Raw genomic sequence first — 15,943 nt, 5'->3', positions numbered from 1 at the left:
CGACCGCAACCCCCGACCGGCGGGGGTCATTCCGAGGCGTGTGGTTCCACGGCGGGTCGGGCGGCAGGCTGTGCCGCCTGCGCCGCCCGGACCTGCGGGGCGAGCTCCACGATGCGCCCGAGGACCCCGTTGACGAAGGCCGGCGACTCGTCGGTGGACAGTTCCCTGGCGAGTTGGATGGCCTCGTCCACGGCGACCATCGGGTCGACGTCGAGGGAGTTGAACATCTCCCAGGTGGCCAGGCGCAGGATGGCCCGGTCCACGGCGGGCAGCCGCGACAGTTTCCAGTCGGTGAGGTGGGATTCGATGACGGCGTCCACCTGCGCGCTGTCGGCGGTGATCCCGTCGATCACGGTGGCGGTGTAGTCGTTGATGACGCCGATGCTCTCGTCCTCGCGGACGTATTCACGCCGTTGCACCACCAGTTCGGCGGCGGAGACGCCCTTGGCCTCCGCCTCGAACAGCAGGTCGACGGCGCGTTTGCGAGCCCTGTGCCGGGTACCGGGTTTCTTCACGGGATGGGGTGATCAGGCGTTCACACGGCCGAGATAGCTGCCGTCGCGCGAGTCGACCTTGAGCTTGTCGCCGGTGTTGATGAACAGCGGAACGGAGATCTCCGCGCCGGTCTCCACGGTGGCCGGCTTGGTGCCGCCGGTGGAGCGGTCGCCCTGCAGGCCCGGGTCGGTGTGGGTGACCTCCAGCTCGACGGTCACCGGGAGTTCGACGTAGAGCGGGTTGCCCTCGTGCATCGCGACCTGGACGGGCATGCTCTCCAACAGGAAGCGGCTGGCGTCACCGATGGTGGCCGGAGGGACGGAGATCTGGTCGTAGGTCTCGCCGTCCATGAACACAAAGTCCGAGCCGTCGTTGTACAGGTAGGTCATGTCGCGGCGATCCACGGTCGCGGTCTCGACCTTGACGCCCGCGTTGAACGTCTTGTCGACGGTCTTGCCGGACAGCACGTTCTTGATCTTGGTTCGCACGAACGCCGGCCCCTTGCCGGGCTTGACGTGCTGGAACTCGGTGATCTGCCAGAGTTGGTTGTCGATCTGCAGGACCAGACCGTTCTTGAAGTCGGCGGTGGTTGCCACGTGTGATTCCTCCAGCCCCGCCGGGTGTCGGGGCGCGTCTCGTCGGGCCCGCTGCGGTGCGTGTTCCCGCGGCACGAGTCCTGGTTCATCGGGTGCGCTGGTCGTGCGATGCGCTCGGTCGAGCCCTCGCGCGGGTGGAGCTGTGCGGCGGAGGGTCTCACGGCGCGGCGGGGGCCGGTCACCGGCCGTCGCCACCGCGATGCAGAGTGTACCGCCACGCGGGGTGCGGTTATGCCACCACGTCAGACGATGGTGAACGCCTTGTCGGTCATGGTGAGCAACTCGGGTCGGTGGCCGGCGGCGGTGACCACGAGCGTGTCCTCGATGCGCACGCCGCCCCGGCCGGGCAGGTAGATGCCCGGTTCGACGGTGACCGCTGCGCGTTCCGGGAGGGTGCCCGCGGCGAGTTTGCCGATTCCCGGGGCCTCGTGGATCTCCAGCCCCACACCGTGGCCGAGACCGTGCACGTACTGGTCACCGAATCCGGCGCCGTCGATGACGTCGCGTGCGGCGGCGTCCACGGCCCGCAGGTCGGCACCCGGTGAGAGCGCCTCACGACCGGCGCGCTGGGCCTCGGCGACCAACTCGTAGATCTCGCGTTGCCATTCACTGGCGTGATCGAGGACGTAGGTACGGGTCATGTCGGAGTGGTAGCCGTCGACCACCGCGCCGAAATCGATCTTCACCAGATCCCCGGAGGCCAACACGGCGTCGGTGGGCCGGTGGTGCGGCACGGCGGAGTTGGCACCCGCCGCGACGATGGTCTCGAAGGAGATCTCGTCCGCGCCGCGGGCATACATCTCCCACTCGAGGGCGCGTGCCACCTCACGTTCGGTGCGTCCGGGGGCCAACAACCCGCGCTCGATGATCGCCGCCAGCGCCACGTCGGCGGCCTGACAGGCCATCCGCAGCAGTTCCACCTCACCCGGGTCCTTGACCATCCGCAAGTCCTCGACCAGGCGGCCGACCCCCCGCAGGTCGGCTTCCGGGCGCGTGTCGAACAGCCGCTCACGGAGTCGCTCGCACTGTTCGACGGTCACGACGTGCGCCTCGAACCCGATCACGGGCGCCTGTTCGGCCGCGAGTGCGACGAGCTCGGCGGCACAGTCACGGGCGATCACCGCGGTCAGGTCGGGTGACTGTTCGCCGACCTGGGTGATGTAGCGCCCATCGGTGCAGATCCGGTCGTCGTCGGGGCCGGCGGCGTCGATGAGCAGGGCGGCGTTCGAACCGGTGAACCCACTGAGGTACCGCACGTTGATCAGGTCGCTGACCACCAGGGTCTGCACACCCTCCCCGGTGAGCAGCGCCCGTAGGCGATCGCGTCGGGCAGCGTGCGGGACCGTCGTCTCGCTGTCGATCCGGACGACGCCGCCGGTCGCGGGGCCGCCGGCCGTCACCTGCGGCGGATCGTCCTGAATGGGGTCGTTGTCGGCAGACACATCCGCCACGCTACCGCCGGAAGTCGCGAATACGGTCGTCAGCGCCGGGGATGTGGGTACGCTACGGCCCATGATTGCGTGGTTGCTGCGTGGGCTGGTGATGACCGGCGTCCACATCGCCGCTCGAGTGCTGTTGGCGATTGCCGTGGTGGAGTCGCCGCTGCACGGGACGGCGTACAAGTTCTTCGCCGTGGCCGTGGTGATCCTGATCGCCCTGATCTGGGGCGGTGTCGACGGCATCCTCGACGCGCGCGCGCACGAGGAGCCCGACGACTACCGGGATCTGCTGATGCGGTGGCTGAAGGCGGGCCTGTTCACCGGGCTCATCTCAGCCATCGTGTGTTATCTCCTGGCTCAGCACGTGCTGGCCGGAATGGGCGACAACGGCTTCTTCATCGAGCTGATCGCGGGTGGTTCGTTCACCGCGCTGCTGGTCTTCATCCCGGCGATGGCCGGGGTGGCGGTGGGCCGGTTCCTGATCCGGTCGCAGCGTAGGAGGGCGCAGAAGCGCGCCGACCGCGATGACGACGACCGGGACGACCGGGACAGCAACGGTGAGGGCCGCGACGAACGGGACACCCACAGCAGGCAGTACAGCTCCGCGCAGTAGTCCGCAGTGGTCGCCGGAGCGGTCGTGGTCCGGAGGGCCGCGCCGGCCGGTACAGCGTGCGTCCATCGGCCACCACCGTGTGGTCCGTCGGTCAGAGCAGGATCGGACCGCTTCCCGGTGTCTGCTCGGACGCGACCGCTGAATACGCGGCGGCCAGCAGGCTCGGATCGGGCGCCTCGAGTCGTCCGGGCTCCGCGAGACCGTCGAGGACCACGAACCGCAACATCCCGGACCGGTTCTTCTTGTCGCCGGCCATTCCCTTGAGCAACTCGGGGAAGGCGTCGGCGTCGTAGGCGACGGGAAGGCCGACGGTCTCGAGCACCTGTCGGTGCCGGTCGGCTGTGGCGTCGTCGAGCCGCCCGGCCAACCGTCCCAGTTCGGCGGCGTAGACCAGGCCGACGGCGACCGCGGCACCGTGCCGCCAGCGGTAGCGTTCGCGCCGTTCGATGGCGTGACCGAGAGTGTGCCCGTAGTTGAGTATCTCCCGCAGAGACGACTCCTTGAGGTCCGCGGCGACCACGTCGGCCTTCACCCGTATCGAACGTTCGATGAGTTCGGGCAGAACGACTCCGGCGGGGTCCAACGCGGCCTGCGGGTCCGCCTCCACGAGGTCCAGGATCATCGGGTCGGCGATGAATCCCGTCTTGATGATCTCCGCCATACCCGCGACGATCTCGTTGTGCGGGACCGTCTGCAGGGTGTCGATGTCGACGAGCACCGCTCGGGGTTCATGGAACGAGCCGACCAGGTTCTTACCCGCGTCGGTGTTGATGCCGGTCTTGCCGCCGACCGCTGCGTCCACCATGGCGAGCAGGGTGGTCGGGACGTGGACCACGGGGATCCCCCGCATCCAGGTGGCGGCCACGAATCCGGCGAGGTCGGTGGCCGCCCCGCCTCCGAGGCTCACCACCACGTCGTTGCGCTTCATACCGATGCGGCCGAAGACCTCCCAACAGAAAGCCGCCACCGACAGGTCCTTGCCGTCCTCGGCGTCCGGTATCTCCACCCGGTGCGCGTCGAAACCGTTGTCGTTGAGCGCTTCTCGGATGGCGTCGGCGGTCGCGAGCAGGGGTGGTTGGTAGATGATCGCGACGGAGTCGGCACCGCGCACCGCCTTGAGCAGGTCGGCGGACAGATCTCGGCCGATGACCACGTCGTAGGGATCGGCGGTGGCGACGGTGATCCGGGTGGGTTGCGGTGCCGTCATCGTGCTCCTGTCATCGTGTTCCATCGGTTCGGGGGCGCCGATGGTCCGGGTGATGTCGGCGACCACCCGGTCGGGGTCGGCACTCGCATCGACCACCAGGTGCGCGGCGGCGCGGTAGACGGGGTCGCGTTCGGCGTGCAGGGCCCGGTAGGTGGCACCCGGGTCGGCGCTGCGCAGCAGCGGTCGGTCGGAGTGCCGGACCCGCGCGAACCCGGTGTCGGCGTCGACGTGCAGGTACACCACGGGGTGGTGTCGGACCGCGTCTCGGATGGCGTCGGTGAGGATGGAACCACCACCGAGTGCGACGACGCCGTCGTGTTCGGTCAGGACGGCGGTGACGACCTGACGTTCGATGTCACGGAACGCGGTCTCTCCGTCCTCGGCGAAGATGGTCGGGATCGAGCGGCCGGTACGGCGTTCGATCTCCCGGTCGGTGTCGACCAGGGTCACGCCCAGCTGCCGGGCGAGGCGGTCCCCCACCGTGGTCTTGCCGGCACCCATGATGCCGATCAGCACCACCCGGGGTCCGCGGTCGGTCACGACCGCGGAATCCGTTGGTCGACGAGTTCGCGGTAGCGGTGGACGTTGCCGGTGGTCTCGACCACCGAGTCACCACCGAACTTCTCCAGTGCGGCCTGGGCGACGACCAACGCCACCATCGCCTCGGCGACCACTCCCGCCGCGGGGACCGCACACACGTCGGAGCGCTGATGGATCGCGGTCGCCTGTTCGCCGGTGGACATGTCCACCGTCGACAGCGCACGGGGGACGGTGGAGATGGGTTTCATCGCCACCCGCACCCGCAGGCTCTCGCCGTTGGTCATCCCGCCCTCGAGTCCGCCCGCCCGGTTGGTCGAGCGGAGCACCCCGTCGGCCCCGGGAACCATCTCGTCGTGGGCCTGACTGCCTCGGCGACGCGCGGTCTCGAAGCCGTCGCCGACCTCGACGCCCTTGATGGCCTGGATCCCCATCAGCGCACCGGCGAGGCGCGCGTCGAGTCGGGTGTCCCCGCTGACGTGCGACCCGAGCCCCACGGGCAGGCCGGTGACCACCACCTCGACCACACCGCCGAGGGTGTCGCCCTCCTTTTTCGCGGCCTCGATCTCCGCGATCATCGACGCCTCGGCGGCAGCGTCCGCGGCACGCACCGGGCTCTCGTCGATGGCGGTGAGTCGGCTGATGTCCGGTGTGGGACCGGTGTAGGGCTCCGACGCGCCGATCGAGATCACGTGCGACAACACCTCCGCTCCGAGGACCTGACGCAGCAGTGCCTTGGCGACCGTCCCGACGGCCACCCGGGCCGCGGTCTCCCGGGCGCTGGCACGCTCGAGGACCGGTCGCGCGTCGTCAAAGCCGTACTTGAGCATGCCCGAGTAGTCGGCGTGCCCCGGTCGCGGCCGGGTCAGCGGCGCATTACGGGCCACGTCGGCGAGTTCCTCGGCGGGCACCGGGTCGGCGGCCATCACCGTCTCCCACTTGGGCCATTCGGTGTTGGCGATCTCGACGGCGACCGGGCCACCCATCGTCACGCCGTGCCGCACACCCCCGACCACGGTCACCCTGTCGGCCTCGAACTTCATCCGCGCGCCGCGGCCGTATCCGAGCCGACGACGGGCCAACTGTTCGGCGATGTCACCCGACGTCACCTCGACGCCGGCGATCATGCCCTCGAGGACCGCTACCAGTGCCGGTCCGTGGGATTCGCCGGCGGTCATCCATCGCAACACGGTTCCCGATTCTTCCATGATGCGGATGACACCGATGCGGCGGACCATCGCCGGTCGCCCGCAGATCGTCGGCGTATCGACGTCACGCGCCGGTTGCGATCACCACGGCAATCGCCGCCGCGATGAGGGGCGGCGCATGCGGCCGCGCGGATGTCCGCCGTGCGCGTGTCAGGACCGCGATCACGACCGTCGCCGCCTGGGCCAGCACGATCATCACCAGGGTCGGCATCACCCCGCCCACCGACGCACCGAGGACTCCCGCGAGCTTCACGTCTCCCCCACCGCAACCGCCCGTCAGGAAGCCTGCCGTGTACACCGCGAGAGCCACTGCCAGTCCGCACCCGACGGTGACGTCACCGCGCAGGGTCGACGACACCGCCATGATCGTCGCCGCCAGCATTGCGGGGATGGTCGCGGCGTTGGGAAGGCGTCGTCGCCGCAGATCACCGACGGAGAGGACGACAGCCGACCCGATGAGTACGCCGAGACACAGTTCCATATCCGCAGCGTGGTGGAGGACGAGACGTCGGTGTGGCACCGATCCGAATCTGTGGAGAGAGTCCGGAACTGTGGACAACACCGTGCTGGACCCGGTCCGGCCGGAGTGGATGGTCGGCGTCGTCGGGTCTGATCTCGGTGACGGACGATCCCCGGCTTCGGATCCCGGATACGCGATCATCTCCGTCGAGCGGCTGCCTTGTCGCTGCGTACCTTGACAACTACAGAGTGTGATCGCAGTCGACACCGGTCGGGGATCCTCGCCGATCCGGGCCACCCGACGCCCTGGGTCGGATCTACCGACCTGACCCGAGGGCGGCGGCCATGGCGTCGCGAGGGGCGGACATGCCGGTGAAGTGCTCCACCTGTGCGTAGGCCTGGTTCAACAGCATCACCAACCCACCCACCACGGTGCCGCCGGCTTCCCGCACGGCGGTGGCGAGGGTCGTCGGCCACGGGTGATAGATGACGTCGACGACGGCGGTGGCGGCCGCCAGGTCGGCGGCGAGGGTTGCCGCTGCGTCGGCGGGCACGGTGCTGACGAGCACCGATGACGACGCGGCCCGGCCGGCGAGTCGCTCACCGCGCTCGAACGGCACGACGTCGGCGGTGACGCCGAGTTGTCGCGCCAGTTGCAGTACCGGTGCGGCGCGGCCGGAGTCGCGGGCGACGACGGTGACCGACCGCACCCCCGCACCGCCCAGCGCGGCGAGGGCGGGCAGCGCGGTCCCGCCCGCGCCGACGATCACGGCCGAGGTGTCCGTGAGGTCGGATCGGTCGAGTTCGTCCAGCGCACCGGCGACACCGTCGATGTCGGTGCAGTCGGCGTGCCACCCGTCGGGTGTGCGGATGAGGGTGTTCGCCGATCCGACGATCCGGGCGCGCGCGGTGGCCGTGGTGGCCGTGGCCAGGGCGACCATCTTGTCCGGCATGGTCACCGACAGCCCGACCCACTCGGGTCCCAGTGCGGTGAGCATGGCGGCGAATCCGTCGGCGTCACAGTCGATACGGTCGTAGGACCAGTCGTCGAGGCCGAGTGCGGCGTAGGCCGCGCGGTGCAGATCGGGCGACCGGGAGTGTCCGACGGGTGATCCGACCACGGCTGCCTTGCGTCCGGAGGCGGGTGGGGGTTCGGTCGGAAGGGAATCGGGGGCCATTGCGTCAGTCGCAGCCGACGGTGAGCAGTCCACTGCGGCAGGCCTGCTCGCGGTTGCGCTTGTGGTCCTCGTAGTTGTCGGCGAAGAGGGTCTTGCCGGTGCGGTCGACGGTGACGAAGAACAACCAGTTGCCCTGCGGCGGATTGGCGGCCGCAGTGAGCGAATCCTGTCCCACCGATCCGACGGGTGTCGCAGGTAAACCGAAGCGCTGGTAGGTGTTCCACTGGGTGGGCGCCGAATAGGCATCGCCCGCCACATCGATGTTCTGCACCGCGGCGGTGTAGTTCGCGGTGGAGTCCATCTCCAGACGCTGGTTGTCCTTGAGCCGGTTGAGGATCACGCGCGCGACCTTGGCCTTCACCTGCTCGGGTGTTCCCGATGCCTCCTTCTCGACGATCGACGCCGCGGTCAACGTGTCGTAGGGCGACAGACCGGAAGCGTTGTCGTCGAGACCCCACTGCTGGAAGTACTCAGCACTGCCCGAGATCAGAGTGTGCAGGACCTGTACGGGGGTCTCGTCGGGATCGACCGCCTCCCACGACACCGGGGCGATGAGACCCTCGACGCGACGGTGATCGCCGGTGAGGCTCCGGACCTTCGACGTCGCCCAATCGGGGACACCGAGTTCCTCGGGCGAAGCCGTTGCCGCGGCCTGGGCCAGTTGCTCGATCGTGACCTCGTGCTTGTCACCGTTGATCTCGTAGCTCATGGCGTCGGCGATGAGCGCGAACAAACCGGGGTTGTTCGTGCCGTCGGCATTGGGTTTGGTGTCGAGTTGTCGACCGGCGGGGATGGAGAGCCTGCCGACGCGGTTGTTGCTGTCCCCGAGCATCGACACCGCGGTCTTGGCCGGGATCTCGGTACGCAGACGGTAGTACCCGGCCTCTATCCCACGGCCGTCGGCGGCATCGGTGAACGCCTTCACACTGCCCACCACCTTGTCCTTCTGCAGGATCCGGCCGAAATCGGTGAGGGTGGAGTCGGCCGGGATCTGCACGAGCACATCGGAGGTGCCCGCGGTGTTCGAGTAGTCGTCATCATTGACGAAGAACCCGGTTCGCTCGAGCCCGAGGTAGGCCACTCCGCCGACCACCGCGAGCATCACCACCAACGCCACGGCCAACACCGCACCGCGTCGCCGCTTCCGGGTGATCTGTTCGCGACGACTCGCACCGGCATCCGTCGGGCGACGTCGCGGGATGTCCGTGACCGGTCGTGAGTCGTGTACCGGTTCCACCGGTCTGGATGCGGAGTCGCGAGTCGGTGCGGGATACGAACCCGACCGAGCGGTGGAGGGCCGCGGCGGGCGATGGTCGCCGCCTCGGCCGTCGCCCACCGACACCCGGTCGCGACGGTCGCCGGATGCTACGTCGGGTCGGTCGTCTGACCCCGGTTCGCGGTCCGAATCCGGTTCGACGACAGGTCGCAGCGCGGCACCACGACGCGTCGTGGTGCTGTCGGTCGTGGTGCTCTCGGTCGCGGCGTCGTCGGCGCGGTCGAACTCGGCGACCGCAGGGGGTGCGTCGTCGGGCCGAACGCTGCCGAGGTCTTCGCCGCCCGCGCGGAACGGCCGCAGTCGGGCGGTGCGTCGCCGGTCGGAGTCGGACCCCTCGCCGGAAGATGTGCGGCTGTCATCCGGTGCCGACTGCGGCCGACTGCTGCGGGTGGGGAGGTCCTTGCCGTCGCTGCGTGCGGTCTCCGGCTCGTGGGTGTTCTGCTCCGACGCACCGTTCACGTCCGAACCGGTGTCCCGGAACGGCTCGCCGTCCTGATCAGGTTCGGTGGCGGACTCGTCCGGGTCACCGTGGACGATATCGGCACCGACGACGACCCCTCCGGCGTCGGCCACGCGGACGGCGTCGGCCACGCGGGCGGCGTCGTCGTGCTCGGACTGCGTGCGCTCGTCGATCGCCGGTCGAGTCACGTCGTCCTGCGGGTCGGCGACCGGAGCGTGACCATTCGAGGACACCGTCGCGGCGGTGTCCGGGCCGTCGGCGTCCTGGACTCGTGTGTCGGTGTCGTGCAGGTCGGGGTCAGGAGTCTGTGGTCGCACGGACTCGCGGGGAGCGGAACGGTCGGAGGGTGGCGGATCGCCGCGGTAACGAGCCGCGGGACCCGTCCACTCCGAGGTCGGTGCGCTACCGCCGTGGCGGTGTCGGTGGCCCACACCAGGGGCACGAGTGCCCTGGGTGAAGTACCGCAGCCGCTCGTCGTCGACGTCTGAGCGGCGTTCGCGGCGGTGACTGCCGCGCGGATGCTCGCTCACGCTGGATCTCCCTCGTTCGTCTCGCCCGCTCCGGACGCTGCCGCGGCCTGCGAACGACGCAGGTCCAACCATCCTTGCAGAATGGTCACCGCAGCCGCCTGATCGATCTCGGCGCGTTGCGTTTTCGCCGACCGCCCGCTGGCCCGCATCGCCTGCGACGCGGTGACGGTACTGAACCGTTCGTCGGCGAACTCCACCGGCACCGGCGCGACCCGCGCGGCGATGACCTGCGCGAATCGGTCGGCCTCGTCGGCGGCACGGCCGCGTTCGCCGCGCAACGTGCGGGGCAGCCCCACCACCACGCCGACCGCCTCGTACTCGTCGACGATGCCGGCGATCCGCTCGACGTCGCCGCGACCTCGGGCCACGGTCTCCACCGGTGTGGCGAGGATCCCGTCCGGATCACTGATCGCCACGCCGACGCGGACACTGCCGACGTCGACACCGACGCGGCGTCCCCGGGAGAACGCGGTCATCCGGCCTTCGCCGCGAGGTCGCGCAGCTCGCCCAGTGCGCGGTCGATGCCCGTGGCGTCGGTCCCCGACCCCTGGGCGAGGTCGGGCTTGCCGCCACCACGACCTCCGACCGCCGGTCCGATCGCCTTGACGACGTCACCTGCGCGCAGCCCGTGGTCGCGGGCCGCCTCGGTCGTGGTCACCACGAACGGCACCTTGCCGTCGGTCTGCGAGAACAGCGCGATCACGGCGGTGTCGGATGCGAGCCGACCCCGCAGGTCGGTGGCCAGTCCACGCAGATTGTTGGCGTCGAGCCCGTCGGCGACCCGTCCGCCGACCACCAGCACGTCGCCCACCCGGACGGCGCTGTCGATCAGCCCGCCGATGGACGCTCGAGCCTGCTCGGCGCGCAGCCGCTCCAGCTGTTTCTCCGCGTCACGCAGCCGGGCGACGAGATTCTCCACCCGGTCCGGCACCTGCTCGGAGGGCACCTTCAGTGACGAGGCGAGTCCGGCGAGCAGCGCCCGCTCCCGGGACAGGTGTCGGAACGAGTCCATGCCCACGTAGGCCTCGACGCGGCGGACACCCGACCCGATGGACGACTCGCCGAGCAAGGTGATCGGGCCGACCTGCGACGACGATCCCACGTGGGTGCCGCCGCACAACTCCATCGAGAACGGCCCGCCGATGTCGACCACGCGGACCACGTCGCCGTAGTTCTCACCGAACAACGCCATCGCACCCATCGCCTTGGCCTCCTCGAGGCCGGTCTCGAAGGTGTGCACCGGGTAGTTCGACTCCACGGCGCCGTTGGCGATCTCCTCGATCTCCGTACGCTGCGACTCGGTCACCGGGGCGTTGGCGTTGAAGTCGAAGCGTAGATAACCGGGGCGGTTCAGCGACCCGGCCTGGGTGGCTCCCGGTCCGAGCACCTGTCGCAGCGCGGCGTGCACCAGGTGGGTTCCGGAATGGCCCTGGGTGGCCCCGTGTCGCCATGCCGGATCGACCTGGGCGAGCACCTCGTCCCCCTCGGCGATCTCCCCCTCCTCGACGTACACACGGTGCAACCACACCGACTTGGCGACCTTCTGCACGTCGCGGACGACGAGTTTGGTGCCGGGTCCGTTGGTGATGGTGCCGACGTCGGCGATCTGGCCGCCGGACTCGGCGTAGAGCGGGGTGCGGTCGAGGATGACCTCCACCTCCTGCCCCGCGGTGGCGATGGGGACGCGCCGGCCGTCGACGACCAACCCGAGCACGTGTGCGTCGGTCACCAACTCGTCGAACCCGGTGAAGAGAGTCGGCCCGCGGTCGAGGAACTCGCGGTACACCGACATGTCGGCGTGCCCGTGTTTGCGGGCACCGGCGTCGGCCTTGGCACGATCGCGCTGCTCCTGCATCAGCTCGGCGAAACCGCCCTCGTCGACCTGGAGTCCGGCCTCGGCGGCCATCTCCAGCGTCAGATCGATCGGGAAGCCGTAGGTGTCGTGCAGAGCGAACGCGTCGGCCCCGCTGATCCGGTCCCGACCCTGTTCCCTGGTCGCCTCGGCGGCATCGGTGAACAACGACGACCCCGCGTTCAGGGTGCGCAGGAACGCGGACTCCTCGGTGACGGCGATCTCGGCTATTCGCTCGGCCTGCAGGTCGAGCTCCGGATACGACGGTGACATCGTCGCGCGGACGGTCTCGATGAACGCCCCCATCGTCGGTTCGGTGGCGCCGAGCAGCCGTGCCGATCGCACGATGCGGCGCAGCAACCGGCGCAGCACGTAACCGCGGCCGTCGTTGCCGGGGCGCACCCCGTCCGCGATGAGCATCGACGCGGTGCGGGCGTGGTCGGCGATCACCCGGAACCGCACGTCGTCGTCGTGGTTGCCCGCCCCGTAGCGACGGCCGGTGGCCGCCTCCGCGGTCTCGATCACCGGCTCGACCAGATCCGTCTCGTAGACGTTGTCGACACCCTGCAGGATGCAGGCGAGGCGCTCGATCCCGAGACCGGTGTCGATGTTGCGGCGCGGCAGCGGGCCCAGGATCGGGTAGTCGTCCTTGCTCGTGCCCTCGCCGCGTTCGTTCTGCATGAACACGAGATTCCAGATCTCGATGTAGCGGTCCTCGTCGGCCTCGGGTCCACCCTCGACGCCGTAGTCGGGTCCGCGGTCGTAGAAGATCTCCGAACACGGTCCGCAGGGCCCGGGAACACCCATCGACCAGTAGTTGTCGGCGAGCCCGCGGCGCTGGATGCGGTCGCCAGGGACGCCGATCTCGTCACGCCAGATGGCGTACGCCTCGTCGTCGTCGAGATAGACGGTGGGCCACAGTCGTTGCGGGTCGATGCCGTATCCACCCTGGTCGACCGGGTCGGTGAGCAACGACCAGGCGAAGGTGATGGCCTCACGCTTGAAATAGTCGCCGAAAGAGAAGTTGCCCGCCATCTGGAAGAAGGTGTTGTGCCGGGTGGTCTTGCCGACCTCATCGATGTCGAGGGTGCGGACCACCTTCTGGATGCTCGTGGCGCGGTCCCACGGCGGTGTCTGGTCGCCGAGGAAGTACGGCTTGAACGGCACCATGCCGGCGTTGACGAACAGCAGGTTCGGGTCGTCGAGGATCAACGACGCACTCGGCACCTCGGTGTGTCCGGCACGGATGAAGTGATCGAGGAATCGCTTCCTGATCTCATGCGTCTGCACTGCGCTGCCCTCACTGGCTGTTCGTGGGCGCGGCGGTGCGGCGCCCGGGGGATCCTCGTCGCCTCGGCGGTCGCGTGGGGCGTCCGTCGTCGGGGCGAGTCCACCCTACCGGTGACACGCCGACGACCCGCCGGTGGTCAGCGAGCGCGCCGACGACCGCGCACGATGCTGCGCAACCGCTTCAGCCGACCACCGATCTCCCGTTCGTATCCGTGGTCGGTGGGTTCGTAGTAGTCCACCCCGACCAGCTGATCGGGTGGGTACTGCTGGGCGACGACCCCGTCCGGGTCGTCGTGCGGGTACAGATATCCCTGCGCGTTGCCGAGGGACTTCGCACCGGGGTAGTGACCGTCGCGCAGATGCGGCGGCACCAGCCCGGCCTTCCCCGCTGCGACATCGGCCATGGCGGCGCCGATGGCCGACACGACCCCGCCCGACTTGGGCGCGGTCGCCAGGTGGATGGTCGCCTGCGTCAGCGCCAGTCTCGCTTCCGGCATCCCCACCAGTGCCACCACCTGCGCGGCGGCGACCGCGGTCTGCAACGCCGTCGGATCCGCCATGCCGATGTCCTCGCTGGCGTGGATCATCAGTCGCCGGGCGATGAAGCGAGGATCCTCCCCCGCCGTGATCATCCGGGCCAGGTAGTGCACCGCGGCGTCGACATCGGAACCGCGGATCGACTTGATGAACGCACTGATCACGTCGTAATGCTGGTCGCCGTCGCGGTCGTAGCGCACCGCCGCGCGATCGACCGCCGACTCCACGTCGGCGAGGGTGACCACCACCGGGTCACCGTCACCGTCACGATCGAGCGCCGCCCCCGCCGCCGCCTCGAGTGCGGTCAAACCCCTCCGCGCGTCACCTCCGGACAACGACACCAGGTGGTCGAGCGCGTCCTCGGCCAGCACCACCGCCCCGGCCAGCCCCCGCTCGTCGGCCACCGCGCGACCCAGCAACTCGGTGAGGTCGCCATCCGACAGCGGAGTCAGTTGCAACACCAGCGACCGCGACAACAACGGTGAGACCACACTGAAGCTCGGGTTCTCGGTGGTGGCCGCGACGAGCAGCACGATCCGGTTCTCCACCGCGTCGAGCAGGGCGTCCTGCTGCGTCTTGGAGAAGCGATGCACCTCGTCGATGAACAGCACCGTCTGCCGGCCGCCGGCCAACCGGCGGCGAGCCGTGTCGATCACCGCGCGCACCTCCTTGACCCCGGACGAGAGGGCCGAGAGCGCCTCGAACCGACCGCCCGTCGCGGTGGAGATGAGCGAGGCCATGGTGGTCTTCCCGGTGCCCGGCGGCCCGTAGAGCAGCACCGATGCCGCCCCGGATCCGTCGATCAGGCGTCGCAACGGCGAACCCGGGGTCAGCAGATGGGTCTGTCCGACGATCTCGTCGAGGCTGCGGGGCCGCATCCGCACGGCGAGCGGCGCCGATGCGGGCACCGCGCTCGGGCCCGACGGCCGATCGTCCTCTCCGATGGTGATCTGGAAGAGGCCGAAATCCTCACCGGTCATGAGCGCGACCTAGGACAACCAGGACGCGTCGAGCGCGTCAGCCACCTCGGCGGCGTATGCGGCCCAACCGTCGTGCAGTCCCTGGGCCGCTCGCGACAGGTCCCGCCAGCGCTGCACGATGACATGCGGATCGGAGGCGAACAGGGCCAGTCCGTGTTGCTGCTCGTCGCGGTTGACGTCGACCGGCAACATCCACACCGTCGACAGCCACACCCACATCGCGCGGGCGGCGAACACCTTGCGCCGCAGTTCGCGGTCGTGACCCAGCGACGGCCAGATGGCCTGGACCTCCGAACGCCAGGCATCGACCATCGCAGTCTCCAACGCCGGCGTGCGGTCGGCCCACTGCGAGGCCAGGTGCGGACCGAATGTCACCACCGCGTAGGCGATGTCGAGTGTCGCGTCGCGGAAACCGCCCCACTCGTAGTCGAGGAACTGCACCCCGGAGTCGTTGATCATGATGTTCTCGGGGCCCACATCCGACGGGCTGAACGCCCGGTGATCGCCCTCGACGAACAACGAGCAGCCCTCGTCGAGCACCTCCAGCACCCCCGGTACCGGCGGCAGGCCGAACTGGTCGGTCAGCACGGTGTCGGCGACCTCGGCCGCCGACTTCGCCTGCTCCCACAACCCGTCGACGGCGCGGCCGCCGTTGCTCCACCGTAGGAGTGCCGCGAAATCGTGCTCGCCGCCGACGGTCGCGGCATGCATCCGGCCGAGCGCCTGCCCCCAGGCGCTGATCGCCCGGTCGATGTCGGTCTGTTCCGGGCTGTGCAGCAGGTCGGCCATCGCGCGGCCGTGACCGAGGTCGCTGAGCACGATGGTCCGCTCGTCGCTGTCATAGGCGACCAACTGCGGTCCAGGGCGGGAATCACTGGGTAATGCGGTCGCGTACTTGTAAGACACCAGTTCCCGGTTGAATGCGTCCATCGGCTCGTCGTCGGGCAACGCCTTGATGACCAGCGAACGGTCCATCGACAGCGGGTTCTGCGCGACCCGGACGCGGACCACGTGGGTACGTCCACTGCCGCCGAGGTCTTCCGGTTCTGCCAGCGTGACCGCGGTACCCGCCCGCATCGACAACACCTTCTCGGCCGTGTGCACCGCCCCGGCGATGCGATGGTCGACCACCACCGTCATCGAACGTCCCCTCGGTTCGCCGTGTACCCGGGCGTCCGGTGTCGTCCGGGTCTCATGTCTGGCCCTGTCTCATCGCACCCCAACCTACGCCAACCCGTCGAACGAACACCCCGGCCGTGGTCACCGGAGTCACCGCTCGTGCAGGT

13 protein-coding genes and 1 pseudogene are annotated in these 15,943 nt (G+C 69.4%); 1 reads left to right on the top strand and 13 read right to left on the bottom strand.

Going from position 1 to position 15,943, the window contains the following annotated elements; all coding sequences use genetic code 11:
- Positions 1-26 precede the first annotated feature (26 nt).
- From nusB to BW971_RS06540, 3 genes are all read right to left on the bottom strand, one after another.
- Positions 27-515, bottom strand: a complete 489-nt coding sequence (gene nusB, locus BW971_RS06550) for a transcription antitermination factor NusB (protein ID WP_076477742.1) — start codon at positions 513-515, stop codon at positions 27-29.
- A 12-nt stretch (positions 516-527) separates the two neighbouring features.
- A complete protein-coding gene (gene efp, locus BW971_RS06545; protein ID WP_076477740.1) occupies positions 528-1,091 on the bottom strand; it encodes an elongation factor P in 564 nt (187 codons plus the stop codon).
- A gap of 242 nt (positions 1,092-1,333) precedes the next feature.
- Entirely contained in the window at positions 1,334-2,452 is a 1,119-nt protein-coding gene (locus BW971_RS06540; protein ID WP_076478249.1) for a M24 family metallopeptidase, read from the bottom strand.
- 151 nt (positions 2,453-2,603) lie between these two features.
- Between BW971_RS06540 and BW971_RS06535 the strand changes: the two genes are divergently transcribed.
- Positions 2,604-3,143 (top strand): B-4DMT family transporter, encoded by a 540-nt coding sequence (locus BW971_RS06535; protein ID WP_076477738.1) that lies wholly within the window; start codon positions 2,604-2,606, stop codon positions 3,141-3,143.
- Between the two features lie 91 nt (positions 3,144-3,234).
- On the opposite strand, the gene aroB is transcribed toward BW971_RS06535, so the two are convergent.
- The 10 genes and pseudogenes from aroB to BW971_RS06490 form a co-directional block, all read right to left on the bottom strand.
- Positions 3,235-4,350 carry a 3-dehydroquinate synthase gene (aroB, locus tag BW971_RS06530; RefSeq protein WP_234974293.1) on the bottom strand — a complete coding sequence of 372 codons (1,116 nt, stop codon included), beginning with the start codon at positions 4,348-4,350 and terminating at the stop codon, positions 3,235-3,237.
- Positions 4,351-4,401: 51 nt separating this feature from the next.
- A pseudogene (locus BW971_RS21850) lies at positions 4,402-4,866 on the bottom strand (shikimate kinase); the annotation flags it as partial.
- 20 nt (positions 4,867-4,886) lie between these two features.
- Complete coding sequence (gene aroC / locus BW971_RS06525; RefSeq protein ID WP_076478244.1) at positions 4,887-6,095, bottom strand: chorismate synthase; 1,209 nt, start codon at positions 6,093-6,095, stop codon at positions 4,887-4,889.
- Between the two features lie 64 nt (positions 6,096-6,159).
- Positions 6,160-6,576 carry a prepilin peptidase gene (locus BW971_RS06520; RefSeq protein WP_076477736.1) on the bottom strand — a complete coding sequence of 139 codons (417 nt, stop codon included), beginning with the start codon at positions 6,574-6,576 and terminating at the stop codon, positions 6,160-6,162.
- Positions 6,577-6,871: 295 nt separating this feature from the next.
- Complete coding sequence (locus tag BW971_RS06515; RefSeq protein ID WP_076477734.1) at positions 6,872-7,732, bottom strand: shikimate dehydrogenase; 861 nt, start codon at positions 7,730-7,732, stop codon at positions 6,872-6,874.
- Between the two features lie 4 nt (positions 7,733-7,736).
- Positions 7,737-9,998 (bottom strand): endolytic transglycosylase MltG, encoded by a 2,262-nt coding sequence (locus tag BW971_RS06510; protein ID WP_076477732.1) that lies wholly within the window; start codon positions 9,996-9,998, stop codon positions 7,737-7,739.
- Positions 9,995-10,474, bottom strand: coding sequence for a Holliday junction resolvase RuvX (gene ruvX, locus BW971_RS06505; RefSeq protein WP_076477731.1), 480 nt, complete (start codon positions 10,472-10,474; stop codon positions 9,995-9,997). Before ruvX ends, BW971_RS06510 begins: the two co-directional genes overlap by 4 nt.
- Positions 10,471-13,140 (bottom strand): alanine--tRNA ligase, encoded by a 2,670-nt coding sequence (gene alaS / locus BW971_RS06500; RefSeq protein WP_076477729.1) that lies wholly within the window; start codon positions 13,138-13,140, stop codon positions 10,471-10,473. The genes ruvX and alaS overlap by 4 nt, the downstream gene beginning before the upstream one ends.
- A 137-nt stretch (positions 13,141-13,277) precedes the next feature.
- Positions 13,278-14,657, bottom strand: coding sequence for a replication-associated recombination protein A (locus tag BW971_RS06495; RefSeq protein ID WP_076477728.1), 1,380 nt, complete (start codon positions 14,655-14,657; stop codon positions 13,278-13,280).
- A gap of 9 nt (positions 14,658-14,666) precedes the next feature.
- The gene (locus tag BW971_RS06490; RefSeq protein ID WP_076477726.1) at positions 14,667-15,797 is read right to left on the bottom strand and encodes a hypothetical protein; all 1,131 of its coding nucleotides are present in this window, start codon (positions 15,795-15,797) and stop codon (positions 14,667-14,669) included.
- Between the last annotated feature and the right edge of the window lie 146 nt (positions 15,798-15,943).

The sequence above is a fragment of the Williamsia sterculiae genome, assembly GCF_900156495.1.
GTDB lineage: Bacteria > Actinomycetota > Actinomycetes > Mycobacteriales > Mycobacteriaceae > Williamsia_B > Williamsia_B sterculiae.
The sequence above is the reverse complement of the archived record's forward strand: the minus strand, read 5'-3'. Positions and strand labels throughout refer to the sequence as shown.

What these genes read in the sequence shown, in the direction of transcription:
- BW971_RS06490 (WP_076477726.1), bottom strand. Translation starts at nt 15,797, where the DNA reads ATGACGGTGGTGGTCGACCATCGCATCGCCGGGGCGGTGCACACGGCC.
- aroC (WP_076478244.1), bottom strand. Translation starts at nt 6,095, where the DNA reads ATGGAAGAATCGGGAACCGTGTTGCGATGGATGACCGCCGGCGAATCC.
- BW971_RS06495 (WP_076477728.1), bottom strand. Translation starts at nt 14,657, where the DNA reads ATGACCGGTGAGGATTTCGGCCTCTTCCAGATCACCATCGGAGAGGAC.
- BW971_RS06535 (WP_076477738.1), top strand. Translation starts at nt 2,604, where the DNA reads ATGATTGCGTGGTTGCTGCGTGGGCTGGTGATGACCGGCGTCCACATC.
- aroB (WP_234974293.1), bottom strand. Translation starts at nt 4,350, where the DNA reads ATGACGGCACCGCAACCCACCCGGATCACCGTCGCCACCGCCGATCCC.
- BW971_RS06520 (WP_076477736.1), bottom strand. Translation starts at nt 6,576, where the DNA reads ATGGAACTGTGTCTCGGCGTACTCATCGGGTCGGCTGTCGTCCTCTCC.
- ruvX (WP_076477731.1), bottom strand. Translation starts at nt 10,474, where the DNA reads ATGACCGCGTTCTCCCGGGGACGCCGCGTCGGTGTCGACGTCGGCAGT.
- BW971_RS06515 (WP_076477734.1), bottom strand. Translation starts at nt 7,732, where the DNA reads ATGGCCCCCGATTCCCTTCCGACCGAACCCCCACCCGCCTCCGGACGC.